Origin of the sequence: Stieleria sp. JC731 (genome assembly GCF_020966635.1) — a bacterium.
In the GTDB taxonomy this organism is placed as follows: Bacteria; Planctomycetota; Planctomycetia; order Pirellulales; family Pirellulaceae; genus Stieleria.
Genome location: NZ_JAJKFQ010000011.1, coordinates 33,215 through 51,796 on the forward strand (window position 1 = coordinate 33,215; position 18,582 = coordinate 51,796).

General features: G+C 50.2%; 24 protein-coding genes. All 24 read left to right on the forward strand.

Going from position 1 to position 18,582, the window contains the following annotated elements:
- Positions 1-69: 69 nt before the first annotated feature.
- The 24 genes from LOC67_RS17175 (at position 70) to LOC67_RS17285 (ending at position 18,581) form a co-directional block, all read left to right on the forward strand.
- Entirely contained in the window at positions 70-606 is a 537-nt protein-coding gene (locus LOC67_RS17175) for a hypothetical protein (protein ID WP_230263877.1), read from the forward strand.
- A 160-nt stretch (positions 607-766) separates the two neighbouring features.
- Positions 767-1,552 (forward strand): hypothetical protein, encoded by a 786-nt coding sequence (locus LOC67_RS17180; RefSeq protein WP_230263878.1) that lies wholly within the window; start codon positions 767-769, stop codon positions 1,550-1,552.
- Positions 1,553-1,588: 36 nt separating this feature from the next.
- The gene (locus tag LOC67_RS17185; protein WP_230263879.1) at positions 1,589-2,113 is read left to right on the forward strand and encodes a hypothetical protein; all 525 of its coding nucleotides are present in this window, start codon (positions 1,589-1,591) and stop codon (positions 2,111-2,113) included.
- A 207-nt stretch (positions 2,114-2,320) separates the two neighbouring features.
- Positions 2,321-2,899 carry a hypothetical protein gene (locus LOC67_RS17190; RefSeq protein WP_230263880.1) on the forward strand — a complete coding sequence of 193 codons (579 nt, stop codon included), beginning with the start codon at positions 2,321-2,323 and terminating at the stop codon, positions 2,897-2,899.
- A 366-nt stretch (positions 2,900-3,265) separates the two neighbouring features.
- Positions 3,266-3,922: a DUF4082 domain-containing protein gene (locus tag LOC67_RS17195; RefSeq protein ID WP_230263881.1), complete on the forward strand. Its 657-nt coding sequence runs from the start codon at positions 3,266-3,268 to the stop codon at positions 3,920-3,922.
- Between the two features lie 13 nt (positions 3,923-3,935).
- Positions 3,936-4,229 carry a hypothetical protein gene (locus LOC67_RS17200; protein WP_230263882.1) on the forward strand — a complete coding sequence of 98 codons (294 nt, stop codon included), beginning with the start codon at positions 3,936-3,938 and terminating at the stop codon, positions 4,227-4,229.
- A gap of 290 nt (positions 4,230-4,519) precedes the next feature.
- The gene (locus tag LOC67_RS17205; RefSeq protein WP_230263883.1) at positions 4,520-4,900 is read left to right on the forward strand and encodes a hypothetical protein; all 381 of its coding nucleotides are present in this window, start codon (positions 4,520-4,522) and stop codon (positions 4,898-4,900) included.
- A 228-nt stretch (positions 4,901-5,128) separates the two neighbouring features.
- The gene (locus tag LOC67_RS17210) at positions 5,129-5,611 is read left to right on the forward strand and encodes a hypothetical protein (RefSeq protein ID WP_230263884.1); all 483 of its coding nucleotides are present in this window, start codon (positions 5,129-5,131) and stop codon (positions 5,609-5,611) included.
- 195 nt (positions 5,612-5,806) lie between these two features.
- The gene (locus LOC67_RS17215; RefSeq protein WP_230263885.1) at positions 5,807-6,328 is read left to right on the forward strand and encodes a hypothetical protein; all 522 of its coding nucleotides are present in this window, start codon (positions 5,807-5,809) and stop codon (positions 6,326-6,328) included.
- A gap of 1,536 nt (positions 6,329-7,864) precedes the next feature.
- Positions 7,865-8,095, forward strand: a complete 231-nt coding sequence (locus tag LOC67_RS27765; RefSeq protein WP_410001153.1) for a PF20097 family protein — start codon at positions 7,865-7,867, stop codon at positions 8,093-8,095.
- A gap of 3 nt (positions 8,096-8,098) precedes the next feature.
- On the forward strand, positions 8,099-8,263 hold the full coding sequence (locus LOC67_RS17220) for a hypothetical protein (RefSeq protein WP_230263886.1): 165 nt from the start codon (positions 8,099-8,101) through the stop codon (positions 8,261-8,263).
- Positions 8,264-8,443: 180 nt separating this feature from the next.
- A complete protein-coding gene (locus tag LOC67_RS17225; protein WP_230263887.1) occupies positions 8,444-8,857 on the forward strand; it encodes a hypothetical protein in 414 nt (137 codons plus the stop codon).
- A gap of 358 nt (positions 8,858-9,215) precedes the next feature.
- Positions 9,216-9,566, forward strand: coding sequence for a hypothetical protein (locus LOC67_RS17230; protein WP_230263888.1), 351 nt, complete (start codon positions 9,216-9,218; stop codon positions 9,564-9,566).
- Between the two features lie 476 nt (positions 9,567-10,042).
- Positions 10,043-10,969 (forward strand): DUF1559 domain-containing protein, encoded by a 927-nt coding sequence (locus LOC67_RS17235; protein WP_230263889.1) that lies wholly within the window; start codon positions 10,043-10,045, stop codon positions 10,967-10,969.
- A 373-nt stretch (positions 10,970-11,342) separates the two neighbouring features.
- On the forward strand, positions 11,343-11,732 hold the full coding sequence (locus tag LOC67_RS17240; RefSeq protein ID WP_230263890.1) for a hypothetical protein: 390 nt from the start codon (positions 11,343-11,345) through the stop codon (positions 11,730-11,732).
- A 270-nt stretch (positions 11,733-12,002) separates the two neighbouring features.
- Positions 12,003-12,305 (forward strand): hypothetical protein, encoded by a 303-nt coding sequence (locus LOC67_RS17245; protein WP_230263892.1) that lies wholly within the window; start codon positions 12,003-12,005, stop codon positions 12,303-12,305.
- A gap of 535 nt (positions 12,306-12,840) precedes the next feature.
- Positions 12,841-13,410: a hypothetical protein gene (locus LOC67_RS17250; RefSeq protein WP_230263893.1), complete on the forward strand. Its 570-nt coding sequence runs from the start codon at positions 12,841-12,843 to the stop codon at positions 13,408-13,410.
- A gap of 168 nt (positions 13,411-13,578) precedes the next feature.
- A complete protein-coding gene (locus LOC67_RS17255; RefSeq protein ID WP_230263894.1) occupies positions 13,579-14,061 on the forward strand; it encodes a hypothetical protein in 483 nt (160 codons plus the stop codon).
- A gap of 213 nt (positions 14,062-14,274) precedes the next feature.
- Positions 14,275-14,910 carry a peptide-methionine (S)-S-oxide reductase MsrA gene (gene msrA / locus LOC67_RS17260; protein WP_230263895.1) on the forward strand — a complete coding sequence of 212 codons (636 nt, stop codon included), beginning with the start codon at positions 14,275-14,277 and terminating at the stop codon, positions 14,908-14,910.
- A 37-nt stretch (positions 14,911-14,947) separates the two neighbouring features.
- Positions 14,948-15,421 (forward strand): hypothetical protein, encoded by a 474-nt coding sequence (locus LOC67_RS17265; protein ID WP_230263896.1) that lies wholly within the window; start codon positions 14,948-14,950, stop codon positions 15,419-15,421.
- A 292-nt stretch (positions 15,422-15,713) separates the two neighbouring features.
- On the forward strand, positions 15,714-16,121 hold the full coding sequence (locus LOC67_RS17270; RefSeq protein WP_230263897.1) for a hypothetical protein: 408 nt from the start codon (positions 15,714-15,716) through the stop codon (positions 16,119-16,121).
- 534 nt (positions 16,122-16,655) lie between these two features.
- Positions 16,656-17,345, forward strand: a complete 690-nt coding sequence (locus LOC67_RS17275; RefSeq protein ID WP_230263898.1) for a hypothetical protein — start codon at positions 16,656-16,658, stop codon at positions 17,343-17,345.
- A 101-nt stretch (positions 17,346-17,446) separates the two neighbouring features.
- Positions 17,447-17,884, forward strand: a complete 438-nt coding sequence (locus LOC67_RS17280) for a hypothetical protein (RefSeq protein ID WP_230263899.1) — start codon at positions 17,447-17,449, stop codon at positions 17,882-17,884.
- 274 nt (positions 17,885-18,158) lie between these two features.
- Positions 18,159-18,581: a hypothetical protein gene (locus tag LOC67_RS17285; protein ID WP_230263901.1), complete on the forward strand. Its 423-nt coding sequence runs from the start codon at positions 18,159-18,161 to the stop codon at positions 18,579-18,581.
- The last annotated feature ends 1 nt before the right edge of the window (position 18,582 follow it).

Consider the following 18,582-nt stretch of genomic DNA (forward strand, 5'->3'; position numbering starts at 1 on the left):
TCGTGGTCGTGAATCTGACTGGAATCTGTGGTGTCTGCGGTTATCGGAGCAATATTTAAGAGCAAGGTGATGACAAAGCAAGAAACGCTTTTCTTTTTGATTGTCTATGCGGTAACTTTCTTCCTTCCTGCAGGCGCTTTATCGCAAGATACTCTTTTGACGGATAAAACCAGGACTGCTGTCAAGCCAACCATCCAAGAGATTGAAGCGGTCATGCTTGGTAGGGAACATAAGCCGCTCAAGGATTTCGTTGCAAATGATGCGATCTTTGAAGAGGCTGATTCGCCATTGATCGACTATCTCGAACGTACGATCAGCCGTGAAGCTTCGTCCGAGACGAAGTCATTCCCGGCTAAATCGCGATTGTTTTGGGCTCCAATTTCTGAATCTCCGCTCCTGCCGATGTTCAAAAGGTATAGAAGGCTTGATCCGGATAGATCAATCCTCGTCTTTCGGGAAATCGATCGAAGTAATGGGCGTTTGAAAGCGCTTGGCTTTGATGTCCAGCAGATCGGCGGTCGTTGGAAGGTAGTATTGGCATTTGAGGGTACAGGGCCAGAAGATCAGTTATCCAGGAATGCGTCACTATTCGGATTGGGGCGTTGAACCAGATTTTGTTCGGTTCTGGTTTTCGCCAATATTCGTCGTTCAGAGATCCTCGGTTGTGAAGAAGCGCCGATCCACGTCGCGTACCGAGCAATTAGATCAAGCATTCTACTAATGGAAGATCCGCCTAGGTGATGGCTAAACCAAAGAGGAACCCAAAATGGTAGCTCGAAAACCCTATGGACTGGAAACGCTGGTCAAGGACCCTTCGGTGAAGCGTTCCCTCAAGAAAGCTCTTGATGGGGATGGCCGTTTGACATACGACGAAGTGCAATCGATCATCTATAGTACCTGCGACGGACCAGGGATATCAAAACAAGAAGTCTCTGACTTAAAAGCTATCCTCGACAACTCTCGTTCGATAGACGCCAGAACAAAAAAGCTGATCGATGAATTTGTAAAGGATCCCGCGTCATTTTTTAAGTTTCGTGGATTTCCCACGAGGAAACTTGAGACCATCATAGCGGATTTGCTGTACGCCAAGAGACTGAGTCAGCAGTGTGCGAGCAAGCTGGTGTTGTCACGTACACCGAAGGACAAGCTCGATCAGCTTTTGCGAGATACGTTCTCAATAAGTCTTAGAGAAACGGATAAAGTCCGTCAGATCCAAAGCAAGTTTTTAAGTTTCCGACCAAGGATGGAAAAGACCGTCTTTATTTACAAAGGAAACCAGAGAAAGCAACCAGGGTTCATGAGCGAGGATGCATGGGTGGTGCACGCCGAGCCATTCAATATCTATGTCGCTCAGTCATATTTTAGGAACCAGGCTAGGTACCGCGCGGCGCTGCTGATACATGAGTATATTCATCACGTCAACGACCGAAGCGGCCATCCCGGCGGGGATCAAGTCGCGTTCGGTCGAACCAGTATTGGGTTACCGTTCATTCAGGCTGTAAAAAACCCTTGGTGTTACCAATACTTTGCGATGTGGTCCAACCAGGTGTAGATCGGATGATGATTTCCATCGCTATCCAGGAGAACAATGGAAGCTTCTGAACTTCAGGCAATCGTTTCTGCAATTGTCGAAAAACGCCGGTACAAGGGCCTTCGTACCCACGAACTTGTGGATTCGATCCATCGTAAGCGGTTTCCGGCAGAGTATCTTCCGATTCTAGAACCATTGCTCGACATCAAGGATGGAGCTGTGTTCAAGTACGCCATCGATATCGTTGGCAGATTGAAGAATCCGTCACAGGCAGCGTCGGAGGCAGTCGAATCCGCATGGGAGCGTTCTTGGCAGCACGGTGTGCCACAGGCGTGTACTGAGGCGTTTCGTGCACTGATCCGAATCGGAGGTGAAGACCAGCGTCTGCTTCGAATGGTGGACAAAGCGATGGCCGTTGACAACTATGATGTCCACAAGCAATGTGCGATGACATTGATGAAGGTTGATGGCGGCAACGCGGTCTTGGAGAAATGGTCCGAAACAGTTGCCGGCCAATGTGGTTGTCACTTGCATACAAAGCTTGCGGAAAAGATTGTCTGCCACCTTCAGGCTGGATCGTAGTGTGTTGGAAGCGGAGTTGTGTTTCTAAACTGTGTCTTTGGTGATGAAGTCCTCGTGCGAAAGGGACCAAGCGAAGCGACGAGTCTGGATCGTGGAGTCTGCGTTGTTGGGGATAGCTGATTGTTCGCCGAAGCGAGTCCTATTTTCAGTTTTCAGGTTGTCCGTTCAGTGACGGTGGCTACCTTTGTTCTGATATCGGAGTGATGTATGGCAACAGATGATGAAGTGCGAGCTTTGGCCGCCAAAGGCTGGAGCGACGAGATCGATGCTCTTTTTGAGAATGGACTCCCCGATTCTCAGATGAAGATCCTTCAAGCAGCAGGGCTTTTCGACGACGACGGTGAGGATGATGGTCTGCCGCCACCACTTGACGATGACGTCGATGAGCAAGTGCAAGACGAATTGGAACGTGGCAATGACCTGATGGAAGGCTCTGATTTTCAATCGGCGCTTGAAGCTTTTGGCAACGCACTTGAACGATTGCCAGAGCCGCAGACAGAGTATGACTACGCGTTGCATGCGTACTGCGGTATGGGCGATGCGCATTTTTTACTCGGCAACTTTGCGAAATGCGTCTCTGCTTTCGAAAGTGCCCAAAAGTGTGACGGCGGGATTGGAAATCCGTTCGTCCACCTCCGGCTAGGTCAGGCCTATATGCAGGAGGGAAATTCGTCTCAGGCAGCCGATCATTTGATGCGAGCGTATATGGCGGAGGGACCTGAAATCTTCAGTGACGAAGATCCAATCTATCTCGAATTTCTGAAAACAAAGGCGAAGCTCGATTGATAGTCACGGCAATCGCCGCATCAACCACTGCATCTCTTTTATGATGTCGTGCCAAAGAAGACTTGCGTTTCTCAATTGCAGATTCGCGATTCTGAGGTGATTCAGAATATGGTGGTCGGGCCTAGAGGCTTGCGATGCCCTTGCAGGCCATTTGCCTGACTCGCTGGTGACTATCGTTCTGTGGTGGCGTCATGACGAGGCAGCTCGTCATGGCGATACACCATGTTAGCTTTCATGTCGGTCTGGATTTGAGGTCCCATGGAAGGCTCTCTATCTGACATTCAGTCCGGTGAATGAAATTGTGTGGGGTATATCGAGTTCTGCTATCCTGTGGGGGAAGATCGAATCCCAAAGAAGATAGAAGTCATGATGTCAAAGTTTTGCTCTGCGGCCGTCACCGTGTTATGTGTCGTTTTCTCGTTTCACAATTGTTATGCCGATCTGATTGTGACCGGGCCACCGGGCGATTTTACGACGGCAGGTCCAACGACGAACAACACCTACGGATACACGTTTAGGGTAGGTGCGTCCGACGTTTCACTGACTCAGTTGGGTTACTTCGACGATTTTGGCGATGGCCTCGCTGCAAGCCACGAGGTTGGATTGTGGACAGCGGGTGGAGATTTGCTGCGTAGCTCCACTGTTCCTTCGGGAGCTGTTTCCCCACTTGAAGAGTTTTACCGAATGGTCGATGTCAATCCCATCACGTTGTCAGCGAATGAGACGTACGTCATCGGCGCACAGGTATTTGGGGACCGGTATCTTCAAAATTCCACTGTCCCAATCAATGGGATCTCGTCTTTGGTCTCATCAATTGGCAATGGGATCGGCGGTGGGCTTGGGCGAATCGGATTGGGGGCGGGGCTGAACTTCCCGTCTGGAACCTCTGCATCAAATCGTTATGGACTCAATGCAAACGCCACGATTACTGCAATTCCAGAACCGTCTTCACTTTTCTTGCTTGCTTCTGTTGGTGCGATCGTTGGTGTCAGGCGTTTCCGTGGTGCTAAATGCAATAGATGACAGACGCGTCCGCTTGAACGTCGAAGTTGAAATGGTTGCGGCAAAGCGTTCGTGTTCAATGGTGAAGCTCGGAAGCTTGCCTCCTTTCTTTATCGTGTTGGTTGAATTTGCAGCTAGGTCTGTCGGAGTGATTGATATTGTTTGCAGCCTGTTCAAGGCCGTTCAATATGCGGCCCAACAATTTGCGACGTACAGTATTGAAGATACCGGGCAGTTGCGGGACATTTCACCGAAGCATATAGCGATGCGACTTGCTTCAATGGTCGATCAGCGAATTGTTCCAGGGATATCCCGGGAAATGCCCTAGGTGATTCGTGCTATTCGACCGATCATTGTCGTTGCCAACAGCCACTATATAACGGTCAGAAAAACACCAGACGGTGGTTTCATAATCGCCTGTCGAGCAGAATGGACATCGGTAAAATTTAGTTGCCTCAGCATTGCGGTGTCCGTAATGCTTTGAATTCTCCTGTATCGAAAGAGTCAAGCGGAAGTCACCCAGTGTTCAGACACATTTCTCTTTTTCTTGTTGCAGTTGTTTTCTTGTCTGCTTTGCCACAGATGGGCTTTGCGCAAACGTCTCGAGCACGCGCTGCGATGAAGGAACAGTTTCTTAAGGAGGCTGGATCGATCGAAGGTGCAATTTGGACGTTTTCGCTGACTCCGGTGCATAAAACGCCAGGGAGGGATTCTGTAATCCGTGGCGCTTACCGAGTTTCTGATCTCATTGTCTATCAAGCTGGCAAGCCTGGCGGTGAATGGACCAGTGAAATTGGGAAAAGCCAACCCGATGTGGCGAATAAGACAACGGTAGCGGAGTACACATTGCTTCGTGGGAAAACCGGTCCCAAGCAATGGGCGAAGCCGATCAAAGGCAAGGCGTTGCTATCGGTGGTTGATTTCGGAAAGCTAGAGGGCGAATTCGTCGACAGTGATGGCTACAAATGGAAGATGCGGACCATGCGAATCCGTGAATAGCATCTGTTGCGTAGAGAGGTCGAGTTCGATCGTAGCCGTATTGAGTGCTTGCTGTTTGGCGAATTGAGTGTTGGTGTCAGCTCAGACGCGCTCCATCCCGTTCTTCGACGCTAAGCTAGATGTTGAGTCGCTATCGACAGCCGGCTTATGGTTTGGAGCATGCCGAGCGGTTTCAATCGTTCGGCTATCACTACCGTTCGAAATGGCATCTTTTCAGAGGTGGGGCAAATGAGATTCCTTTTTGCGATGGCAATCGGCGCGTTCGCTTTTGCAACTTCGTTTGCTGAAGAGAGTCCGCTCGATACGCTGACGGTCACTTCGACGCGTCTGAAGTGCTTGTCTGGATTTGCCGAAATCACCTATGGATACAAGCGGGGAGCTTCGAAGGCGGCGGTGACCGAACTGGCGTTTGTTGTGATCGAGTCGGACAAATACAATTCGCGTTTTCGGTCAGTGTTTCGATTGAGCAGCAAGGTGGACGACGTGACGCCGCCGGCCTACCTTGGAATGGAACAGCATACTGAGGATCTACCTGGGAAAAACCAGGTGTATGCAATCATCGGCGGTCGGTATATGCAAGCCGATTCGGATGTCACATTAGCCGAAATCCGTGCATGGATCGATCAACCTGACATGCATGCGACTATCGAATCACTGCTGGACTTCAAGGCTAGAATGCGAGCTAGTCGAAAGGGGAATGAGGGAGAGTAGGTGTGATGGACATAGCCAGCCAGAAATCGGGTTATCAAAGGCGGCCTCGTCTGGAGACAACCCGTTCCACGCTATAGCCATCTATGCAGGGAATGAGTCAGCGACGCTGAATCGGGCCATTTTTGAACTGATCGCTCGGTAAATTGGCCGCGTCGCGTGTGATCGCGGATGCTATTTTGTTTTTCGGAATATTTGATGTCGCAACATTCCTTCAATCCTTACGAGTCATCGAGTTTGGTTCGGGCGACTGAACCTGATTGGAGAGTTCGGTATCTCGGTCTGGCGATCGCGATCTACGTCTTGGCCGCATGGGCAGCTTCATGGGCTGGTACCGCTATGTTCGTTGGTGCCGAGAACGTCTTCATGATATGGAAGATGCAACCGATTTTTGATCATTTGATACAGTGGTCCATTTTCTTGCTGGGAGGCGTTGGGTCGTTCTTTGCGATGCGTTTTCTAGTAAACGTACATCGGCCACAGCAACACATTTGGCTTTCCATGATCAGCGGTGCCGCTTTCGGGGCGATGCCTTATGCGTTTGAGCCGCTAATTGAAAAAGTTCCGACGAGCGTTATCGCGGATGCCGGAAGGTGGTTTGATTCCGTTCCTTTAGCGATCACCTCGACTCTGTTTTTCGTTGTCGCGACGTCGCTTGTTTTGGTAGGTGTTTGGCTGACCAGGTTGATCGGGCGCCGGGCCTTGCGGTGTGGATCTTGATGTCCAGAGATTGCAGTCCGCTTGACAGGCTATTGTCGGCCTTCACTCTGTGGAGGCAGCGTTCTTTCCCGTCGGCTTGCGGAGTCGCAGGAGACTCTGTGAGAGATTAACAGAGGGAGCCACCCGGCGATTTTACGAGCAGAGTCAATTGATGGCAGTTCCCTCGGCAGTTTGGAAGATTGCCTGAGGCCTACGACACATCCACAACTCTTCTATACTGATCCTATGCAAAGCAATAACAACGCCGAGTCGACTAAACTGCAAACCAGTGCCCAGTCTACATTTCCTGAGGTCTGCGTCTCTTGCGGATCTGTGGCCACGCGAACTATCAACCTCCGCTGCTTCAACACAAAGAAGCAAAAGTCAGGATTGATATTGAATTTCCTGAGCCAGCTGTTGGGGAATCTTGGTTTGGGATTACTGGTGAATGAGGTGGCGGACCATCGGCCAGTCGACTTGCGACTTCCGATTTGCGGTGGCCCTTCTTGTAAAAACGGTCGTGGTGTAGCTGGAGAGGTGCTGCATGGGGGCCAAGTTGCCCTTTCCGGCTTGAACCCCGATTTTGTTGAGGCAGTGCAGGAGCAGCTGCAAACTCAATGGGCAAGTTTGTCAGGCTCCCAAAGGGATCCTGAGAACAAGTGGGACGCTCTTGCGAATCAAGTCGACGAAGCAGAAAAAAGAAGAAGCGGTCGATGATAGGAAGTGCCGTCGCCTGATTTGCATCTGTGTCGACTGCATTCGGTGCAGCGGCCAACTAGAAATGTGGGTGTGATGGTTAGTGGATATGCTCAGCTGGTACGTGAGTTGACGACGTGTTTGGTCAAATTGCAGGGAAAGGAGAGAATGGTGTCGAGGGTCTTGCTTGCGATTTTTTTGATCCGAATCCGTTGAGCCCAATCATTGTTGGGTAGCACTATCTTCGATTGCAATTGAACGAGTTATCCTTTCGATGAAGAGCGAAGCTGCGACACTGACCAAGCCTACCATTCATCGTTTACTCGCGACCACCGCTGCCGTTGCCATCGGGTTAGCGTGTGCAACAGCATCAGAGGTTCCGCTTTCGATTCGGCTTTTGGGGATCGCATTTGGTTGTTATTGGGCGGCAACCTGTATTTTTACTTTCAGCGTATCGCTCTCCTCTCCCGCAAAAGAGTTTTGTTTCCTGTTCGGTCTGCCCCTCTACATTTGCTGCATTGTCTGTACGGCCGTTGCTTGTGCTTCCCTGATAGCCTCATTGGTGTCTTCAATCAGGCATCTGAACGCCCTGTAGCGGGCGTTGAATTTAGGGCCGATGGTTGTGGGGCGAGGTATCAAAGTCTTTCATCGTTGGTCGGTTGGCGGCACCGATCGTGAGTACGCCCGCAAGCGTTTTCTTGAGCAGCGTTTTATTACACATGCGGCTTGAAAGAGTGTTCCCTATCTTGTTTACCAGGCAACACACGATAAAACCTCTCGAGCTGAAGCATGTTGAACGATTTAGCTTGTGCGGAAGCATCAACGAAGATTTCTTTGCGACAACTTTTGGTGTGAGAACAAATGGAAAAACGCGTAATCCATTGTCCGAAATGCGAGTTAGAAATGACGGCTGGCTTCATCGCTGACTGGAACGACGCAGATGTTCGAGTTTCAAGATGGCTTGAAGGTGAGGTGTCGTCTGGCTGGTTGCAGGAGGTCAATCCACGCAAAAATCGCCAGTTCAAGATTTCGACTTATCGGTGCCCCGAATGTGGCTTGTTGGAGTCATACGCATTCAAGCCAATTGAATGAGGCTTGAAGTTGATTGATTTGCAACGTCATCAGCTCGCTGGAACGCTATTGATGTACTCGTTTGGCTATTCATTCAAACTTGGGACACACGTGCGTGACCTGAAGAGCCGTTTATGTCAGCCAGTCGCCTTGCGACTGACCAGTTGGGGTAGCTGGTGGAGCGTTTAAAAAACGTGCAGGAATTTTTGCTGGGGCTTCGATGTCGCGACCGAGCATCTTTAAACGCAGTTTACCGACGGCGACGACGATTGATTAGAATCTGCATATCCAAGTCGGCTATTCGTGATTGCATTCAGCTTCGGTTAACCGCGTCGACTCGGTGACCGTTTTCATTTTTCGATCGATGAAATGAGCATACTTGATGAGATTGCACATCCCTTCTGGGGGCGAGTGATTCGCGTGGAGGGATATGAAGGATGGCATTGTCCAATCGAAGAGAGGTTGTCTGATGGGACATTGGTTTCAATCAGAGTGGAATTCGATGACCCAGACAACGAGATCGTACAACAAAACTACACCGCGATTCGCGAACGGTGGGATCAGATTTGGGTTCGTATCCAGGAACGCATCGGTGAGATGAAAGCGGCTTATGGATACGGAGGCATTCCGATTCAAGCTGAATCAGATTGGTTTGAATTGAAGCCACCTGTTGATTCGATCGATGAAGGGGCGGAATGGAGCGTTATGCTACAAGACGATGAAGCCGGATGGCTGATCGACTTTGCTGGCTGGGGCGATGACGGAGGTCAGGGCGTTTTCTGAGATAAAAGCGCCGGATCTCATTGTTGGGAACCAAACGGCTGCATCGCGTGATAGCTTATTTAAGCTTCATCGGCGTTGTTCTGTCGTTGTGTTTCTTGCCATAACGCAGGATGTCGTGATCGAGGTGTCTTGGCCGATGCTAGTCAACAGGGATCTTGCCTGATGCTTGTAAGCGGTGTGCGATCACGTGCACTGAAGTGTGTCCTGTCTATCGGATCGGATGTGAAGGGAGATGAGGTTGGAAGAGACATGTGGCATATGACATGCTCTTCATGAAATCACCATTTCGCTTGAAGGTTTTGTGTCGCCATGCAATTCATGGAGCAACGGAATTGTGGATCGTCAGAGTTGCTAACCGATGAACGATACAAAGTGGCGCCGACTGCTAAGAGCACTTGCCCCAATTTCGCTTCCTGTGTCCTATTGGACGTTTGTGAATGAAGACGTTGAGTATCTTCGTCCGACACCGCAGCCCGATGAGATTGTTAACGGAGTCGCTGTGGGCGATACGAGTATCGTTGGCCCCTTTTACTTTCGGGATGTGAAATCAGTTCGATGGCCGAAGAGATACGAGATAGCTTATGGTCCACATGAACCCCCGAGAGCATTTACTCAGCCGGTAGAACAACTGATTGTTGCGATCAATGCTGCCGGACAATTTGACATCTGTGAAACCGAGGGCGATCTAGTCCTTTATGCCTACAGATGAATCAAGCGATTCGCCAATGTTGTGCAACCGTGAAAACCCATCCTCGACTTGCATGTGTGTCAACGGAGCCAATTTAATTTGGATTTCGCGTCGTAGAGACCAGGATCGTCTGTGTCAAAGCGTGGCATTTGCTTTTCAAGCTCCTGCGCAAGAGGGCTTTCGGAACGGCCTGAATCGAAATCAACCGCGCAAAAGATTATGATCTACTAGGTCATCTGATGCGTCACGACTGTAGATAACGGTTAAGGTCGAGTCTAATATGTCCATTGAAGACAATAGTGGCGAAATCGCAATCAAACTGAGTTCGATGTCGTTCTGTCTGGAAGCTACAGTCACAGTGCTTCTCAAAGTCGGATTGCGAAGGCGGCAGGCTATCTAAAGGGCGAGAGATATCCAACATCGACGATTTTCATCGTCAGAAATTCGTCTTCGGAACGACTCTTGCGTGTTGGTTTATTACGAAGGTTAGTGGTTGAATGCAGCAAAATCGGAACGCACTGACATTGGTAGAGTTGATTGTTGTGATTGGGATTGTCGTTGGTGTGCTGGCACTCGCGTTTCCGGCGATTCAGTATTCGCGCGAAGCGATGCGGAGAAGCCAGTGCCAGAACGGCCTCAAGCAGATTGGCTTGGCGATTCAGAACTATCATTCGATCGGAAAGCAAGTCCCGGATCTCTACAACTATTCACCTTTCCCTATCCAAGAGTTCCATAGTCATTCTTGGCGAACTGCAATTTTGCCTCACCTGGAACGCGGCAACCTATTGCAGACGTTGAATCTGAAACTGGCTTCAACAAGTCCGGAGAATCAAGACGCGATCAATGTCCGTGTTCCGTTGTTTGAATGCCCGTCGACTAGCACACCCAATGAAATCGTTCCCGATCTCAATTTATGGCGAGATGCGAATGGTGTGTTCAGCCAGCCAACAGGTACTGCAGCTCGAACTGACTATGCCGCGATCGTCGGAATGAACACCGAGTCGGGGAATTGGTTGGAGGCTGATTTTGGCGGTTGGGGTGAACCAAAGATTTCGAGCAACGGGCAGATGAGATATTCCAAGCGACGATTTTCCGATATTACCGACGGTTTGTCGAACACTTTACTGGTCGGTGAACGAGCGGGCCGCCCTGATCGTCATGGTGCTGGGAAGCCCGCAATTCCGTTTTCGGTTGCCAACCACTTGTGGGATCATCATCAGGCAGCATGGGCGGTGTCGACGTTGGGACAGCATCTTGTTCTAGCAGCAGACTATGCCGTCAATCAAAACAATGGACACGGCTTATTTTCGTTTCATGCCAATGGCGTGAACATTCTGCTCGCCGACGGGGCGGTCAAGCACCTAAGCAGTTCCACGGATATGCAAACACTCCGTTCACTGATTTCTAGAGCTGGGCATGACTGATGCCGATCCCGAGTGCGATGAACTGGCGGTAGGCTAAACGTGGGAAACGATCCAATAGGTGTGGTCGACGTTGGTCGCGTCAAAATGCATTTCCGTTCCCTTCGGGGAATGACGAATGCGTAGAATTGGTTGTCAGAGCGTCTAGATTACGCTGACTATCGCTATCCTCATTGCAGAATCGGATGTTTGAATTCGAAGGATCAAGGGCAGAGTTCCTGAAGCTGCTTGCGGAGTTTGGGGAGACTCCTGCGTTCGTGACATGTGCTCGCGCAGTTAACGCGGCATTCGATTGTTTCGTGAGGCAATGTCAAACGCATCGCGATGAAGCACTGGTCTGCTCCGTCGGCATTTTGGGCCCCGTCGGCATTTTGAAATGATGCGAAAGCGGTGCGGTGGAAATTGGGAGCGGTTTTCCGAGTACGTGGTTGAGACCAATTGGCCATCCATCTTTGCGAATCTTGATTTGCAGTTGCCATCGATAGAGTTCAGCCAGCCATCGTGGTTCTTGTCGGATCGATCCGCTTTGCGCGCATTTGTCGAATCCGGGAAGCGATTCAATTCGGAGTGGTCGCGATTCGTTGATTCGGGGATCGTTGACCAACTAAACGATCAGCGAATGGCATACAACCGAGATTATCCGATTGAAAAGGCGTGTGCGTTTGGCACGGATGCTGTTTTGGAGGACTTCGAACCGCTGCCTATGCTGACTCGCGAGTGGTTTGAGTCGCAATATCCTTTGCTATCCCTTCCCGCTCTTTACTAGAGATGCGATGTCTAGAGGGATGTCATTTCTTCGCGAGGGGCATTTTAAGGATTGTCCTGCGAGACCCTGGAAAGCTATTCCGCAAAAGCCCTGTCGACGTGGCGGGGATTCTTTTTTGAGCTGTTTTCTGTGAGCCTTTCGTTTGTCGAAGTCGAAAGTCACTTGCGGCGTCTGGGATTGATGATTGCAATCCGAGGAGATTTCACGCCCTGAATTTGTATCTGTCGAGCCTCTTTCTAGTGACAAAGAAACTCACGCTAGGGGAAGGCAATGCTCGAGAATTTACGGGACTTGGTGAAAGGGTTTGTCGCTCTCTATTGGCTGAACTTGATGGGCGTCGCTGTATTCATCTTCTGTTTAGTTCAGCTGTTCTCCATGAGGTCTTTTGAAGACGCTCTAGTTCCTGGTGTTACCGCATTGTTTGGTTTGGTCGCGATGCTTGCCCCGGATGAAGTTTCGGATTGGACCGGTCACCATGGCTGGACGTTCCAGCAATACCGTAGCAAGCCGCCTTCGGTCATTCGTTATTCAGGCATCTCAACTTTGATTCTGACTGCGATCTACTTGCTTTAGTGCGGTTGGTTGTTCAGTGCGAAAGCGAGAGGCGTTTCTTAATTTGGTCGCCTTTGATCGGAGCAACTTGGTCGCTGTTGCTTTGGTGCTTGTTCTCGCTCCTTTAGTTTGCTTTGGGCAAATGCTGTGCAAGTTTTCTGCTCGTGACCTAGGATGGGATTCGTCTCGATCGCGACTGGGTTTGGCGAACTGACGCAATGGGTTGCACAGATTCCACGCCGCAATGCAGCGTGTTTACCTGATTCACATCACTTTGAGTTCTCGAGAGATAAAACGATCGCCATCAACTTCAAAAACGGAAAGATAATTGCGTTACAATTCGGTGGAGCGTGAGTGATATGGCCGAGTTTCTTCGGTCTTCAGATCAATGTCATTACGCGTTTACGAAGCTGAGAGACTGAACTCAGGTTTGGGCAGTGTGTGTGAGTTGAAATGAATAGCATTGTTGCTCACCTCTTGTCGGAAACCGGCATCCTAGATCTGTCTCGTGTTTTGTGGGCCAGTTTCCAACGTCGATATTTCCATTGGGGAATCAATGCAATCCAGAGATCAAGTTGAAGGTGGTGGTCAGAAAGGTGCTCGCGGTTTGTTTCGGGACAAGAAGCGGCTTGTCGTTGACTTGCATGATCATCAATTCGAAAATCTATGTTTAGTCACAGGTGAGACGCCTAATGACGCCTATAAAATTGATCAGACAGTGATTCCCGCGAGTACTCAGACCATTTCGGTTCTCATTGGTGGACTGATGGGTTACTACTTAATGGCCGCGGTTCAGGGTGTGAAGGTCAAGCTAGTGATTCCCTACAAAAATCAAATGCTTGAGCGAGATCCGAAACGTTCTGCTACGAGTAAGATGATCGTTGGTGTCGGGTTCGCGATTCTCATTGTGGCAATCGCCGCGCTGGACCCGAAGGAGACGCTGGGAATGGCGGTCCTGCTGTTTGGTGTCTTCATGATTTTCAGCGGTTTCGTGCACGACGGGGTCGTTGGGTCAAAAACGACTCAGCCGTATTTGCCGTCAGACATTCGTGGAGATTATGTTTGGATTGCCGGGGTCAACGAGGATGTGATTTCTCGGTACCCGGTTTTTAGCCCGAAAGAATAGATGCTGGTAAGGTGACCAATTCGCAAGGCATGAAAGTGCCCAATGAAATGCTACGCCGGCACATGTTTAAATCCATATCGGGCCAGCGACCGATCTGGCCAGCGACCGATCTGGCCAGCGACCGCCGGCTGTTCGATCTAGCTAGTGAGAGAGTGCATTTCATTTTCAATGCGTCAGTTCGTTGTCATCTTGATCGTTGTCGTGCTTCTCGCGATTCTTGGCTACCATGCGATTGGAACCCGCCTTTCCGGTCGCGCGAAGAACGCTGCGGATGTTCCGATTGTCGGGGGTGACCTCTCGGAGCTGCACTTCTTGGTTCCCGCAGAATTTCGAGGCAACGAGCATCCTCATGGCGGCGGTGCTGTGATAATTCAAGGGGCGGTCACGAAGGAATCGATGGTAGAATTCTGTCAGGGCGTTGGGGCAGCAATCGGAGCGGGGCCTGTATTGGCAGGTCAGGATTTTGTCTTTGACCGTCGGATGGTTTTAGAGCAATTGCGCCATTTTAATATGCTTGACGATCCCATTCGCGAGACGGAGGGAACGCTGGTTCTAGCAGCGATCGGTGGTCGGTTTCGAAAGATGTACGGAACCTATGAACCGGCGACGCAGCAATTCCTTCTGTACGTGCAGTTCGATGGCACCAAGTGAGTTGGCTTGGATGTCGCCAACTGAATCCCATGACGCTTCGATCAATCGCGAACAAGCTGTCTTGAGCGATTGCGGCTAGTGCAGCGATCGTACAAAGTCGGTTGCTAAACACTGAAGCTATCATGGATCGGATTTTCAGAAGAGGATCTCAGCGAGAGATCGGGTCGCGGGATAGAATGAAGTCGATTCTTCACCCTCAATTGGATCTGTCTCATGTCTAAGTTCGCCAGGATTCCTCTGCTAGCGATTGTTATCGGTGCCTTGTGCATTTTCGATGGGAATGTATTTGCAGAGGAATCGGCAAAGCAAACGGCGACATTCGGTGGCGGATGCTATTGGTGTGTCGAGGCTGTGTTCCAACGCATCAACGGAGTCGAGAACGTCGTGCCTGGATTTATGGGAGGCCGGACGAAAGACCCGACCTACGCACAGGTGCTCCGCGGACGTACTGGCCATGCGGAAGTGATCAAGATCGAGTTTGATCCAGAGGTCGTGTCGTACGAGCAGTTGCTTCAGGTGTTCTTTAGCACGCATGATCCGACGACAAGAAACCGACAGGGCGTTGATGTCGGAACTCAATACCGAAGCGTTATTTTCTGCCACACGAAAGAGCAAAAGGCGACTGCGAAAGAGTACAAGCGTCTTTTGATTCGTCAGAAGACGTTCCGTTCACCGATCGTCACATTGATCGAGGATGCGGAAACCTTTTATCCGACCGATGTCGAGGAGCATTTTAACTACTTTAACCTGAACAAGAACAAGCCGTACTGTGTCGCAAACATCGTCCCCAAGCTTGGGAAACTACAGAAAGAGTTCGCGGACCAACTCAAGCCCGAAAAGGGTGAATGAGACTTTGCAGCCTGTTGACTGATACGAGAGAAATAAAATGATGCACTTCAGTCTTGGCTACGAGCTGCACGAGCACGGTTGGGCAAGCGCAGTGCTTCGCAATGACGAGGGAGATTTCGAAATGACTGCTTCGTATCTTCGTGACACGCTGCGCGAACTTGCCATTGCGGCCTATCAAATCTCTCGTGGTGAATCGGATCAACTGGTGGTGTTCATGGACGAGCCAGGGGAACATCAGTTGCGAATCACACAACTCGGTCGCGGTGAATGTTCCTATTCGGTTGACTGGTACGAGGACTGGCAGAGCTGGGGAATAAATTCAATCGGAAGTCGCTGCCCGAAACGAATCACGGAAGGTGTCGTTTCGTCACGACGGTTTCGGCAGCAGGTGCACACCATCTTGTGGTCCTTGTACCGTAAATTTGGGATCGATGGCTACAAGTCACGGTGGTGTGAACATGATTTTCCCAAGGCTGAAATGGAACGACTCGCGGCAGCAACGCAATGCTGAATTAGCTAGGCCGATGGCGATGGTTCAAGTGTAAATGACTCGGGATTGACAGTTGATTTTTCGTAATGTGGTAAACTGGGCATGGCAAGGATTCATAGACCAACCAGACGAATGAAAGTGTTGACTGTTTCTGAAATCAATGCGTTTTAGAGAGCGGTGGGGAAACGAGTTAGGTTGTCTTTGTTTGGTTTCATAAGTTGTATCTGACATTCAACGCTGTGGGGAGAGCGAGTAACGGGGGGGTCTTGATCAGGCGGGTTTCCAATAGGTTGAAAGCCAATAGGTTGAAAGTATGAGCGTTACTAAGAAGCGAATACTCATCATTGCGGTGGTGCTATCAGCTTGTCTTTTTACGGTTGGTGGCTGGGCTTCGATCACGATTTTTGCTTGGGTGTCCGATTTGCCCAATCGTGTTGTCGTCGATGGTGATGCAATCGCAAACGCATTTGGGCACGCAGGCATCGAGGCTTATCATCATGCCTTGCGGGAAGGCGATTCAACGGTTCGCGTGCAAATTCTTGAGGAGCAGTTTGCGGCGTTGATCGATGAAAACAGCGATGGGGCGGGTTGGGTTCAGAGCGAATTCGGCGAGGAATTGAAGTCGTTAGTAAAGTCTGACGATGCAAGGGTTGCGTCGGCCGCTGCCGAAGTCCTTTCGAAGCTTGAGGCTGTATCTCTGCAAGCGACCGGTGGGGAATGACCGTGTTTGACCGGGGTGTTAGATCGGGGATTGGTCTATCTTTTTCAACTAGAGATCAGTGATACATTGTCTTCTTTCATGGCTTTCGGAAAGGAGCGTTGTTGGATGACCGAGCGTAACAATCCGTATTCGCCGCCGATTGGTGAAGCAAAACTGACAACGAGTTCAGTTTCTGAGTCTGGCGGTTTGTTTGTGTGTCGTCGCTGCGGATATGAGCTACAGCGTCTAAAACGGCGAAGACATCGCTGGTTGCGGTGGGCGCCCGCGTGGATTGCGTCCATTGCGGTGACTTTGGTTTACATTCGACCACCGGCCAATGTCATTTTTGCTGTGATCATCGTTGTCGCGTGGACCAGAGCCGCGAACAGTCCGATCAAGTGGATCTGTCCGAAGTGTGGCCTGCGTAATTCCGTGCGGGACACGAGTCCATAAAGTATATGCCGATGCTTCTATCGATCATGATAGGGGCTTCCCAAACCGGCGTTGGGGATATGGTTTCGAGAGTTGAATTCGCACCTTGTTGGTGTCGGAATCATGTTTGATGTTGTTCGTCACGCGGGAAGGTTGGACGTGGGGATCGAACCGAATACATACTTCGCTGTCGAGTGCTCATGTGGGCATGAAGCTCTCGTGGCGACATTTCAAGCTGGGACATCGGTAAGTTGCGAGCAGTGTGGAGCAGAGCTTCGCGTTCCGAGCTTACGAGAATTGAAATCGCTTCCTGTTGTTGACGTTTCGCCGATTGGCGAATTAGAGGCTCAGATCGCTGAGCAGGAAGAGGTTTTTGACGGGCGTTGTCAGCTTTGTGATGTCCATCGAGGCGCTTATTGGCTTCCCGTATTGGTCGTGGCCTTCAGGGACAATGACGGGTATTGTCGATCTTTCGTGGTTCCTTGCATTGTCTGTGATTTGTGCTTTGGCGATTTCCGGCGGGGAGTTTGGAGTGGGCGCATCCAGGGATTGTGGAATGCCGGTGTGAAGCTTGTTCTGTTGGTGGTGGCTGTTCTTTTGGCGATCGTGATCGCATTCATTTTGCCTGTGATCGGCATTTTGGGTGTGTTGTTATTCGGCGCCTCTTTGATCTTGTATCTGTCTCGATTTGACATGAATCCTTTCATTCGAAGGCATCTCAATCGCATCTGTCGTCTTGATGAGACATTGAGTTCGGCTGATGGCTATCGAACTCGACTGGGACGATGGCATGACATTGAGTACGAGGATTGATTGAGTACGGGATTGATTGGATGTTTTCGCCTTTCAATCCGTTAATATAGGATGATTGGAATCTGTCGTTTGTTGTCAAAAAGTTAAGCGGTCGTTGGTCAATGGAAAACAGTTCGAAGTTCGTCGCGTTTCGTTTTAGTGTGAAGGTGTTGCTGGTTGTCGTCTTTGTTGCTGCGGCAGGATTTGGTGGATATCGCGAAGGGGTCGAAGCCGGTCGACGCCAGGGGCCCGTCGTACCGAAGGATATTAGCGATACGAAGATTTACTCTCGAGACTACGACGTGTCTGATCTAGCGACCTCGGAAGAGGAGTTGAAGATACTGCGTGATGCCGTCATCGGTACGGCGATGCCCGAGCAATGGGCTAGCAACGGCGGGATGGCAGAACTGAGCTACAAAGTTGATGAATCCCTTTTGCAAGTTTCGCATGTCTGGCCAGGACATATTGCAGTGGTCCGCTTTCTAAGGATCTTTCGTGAGTTTGCTCAGCAAAGCAATTCATTTGAAGAGGCTATCGAGAACACCTGTGGGAATTATTGATTGCTGTGGGGATCTTTAGTGGCTTTGTTGGGGTTCCGCGAACGATGACTCTGGGGATGTACGTACAGTGGAAATGTAGGATGGGTTTAAAACGCAGAGATGCGGAGGACGCAGAGGCGTGGTTATGGTGAGCGTTGGCTTCGGGGGATAGCGGCGCTGTGATTTGTGCACAACCGACTTTGTTTCCAATGTCGTTTGTTCATTGTGAATGCTTGATCTGAAGTTTTCTGTTTGGGATTGCCGTCGTTCCTTTTCAATTGAAACGATCATCACCATGACCGGTGTTATAGCGAAGGGAAAAATCGCGTTGGGTGCCGTCGGCTATGTCTGTGGAACATTTCCACTGGCCGTGGTCTGGCATGTGGTCCTATTTGGCGACACCTACGAATCGCTTGGATACTTTGGCGGGGAGCCTTTGTTCTTGCTGGGACTGACGGCAATCGTCACGCAAGGCATCCTATTATCGATCGGCTATGCATTTGTTTTTCATGGCAAATACACCACCGGGAACGCGTTTGGATTTGCAGCGTTTGTAGGGCTTTTCTTTTGGACTTCGCACGTACTTGCTGCGGCGGCGAAGAACCAATTCACATCAATCACCCAGTTCATTTTGCTAGAGTCGATTTACATGGTGCTGCAGTTCGCGATATTTGGCTGCGTGATCAGCCTGCTTTATCGTGGTCGACATCGGCACTGAA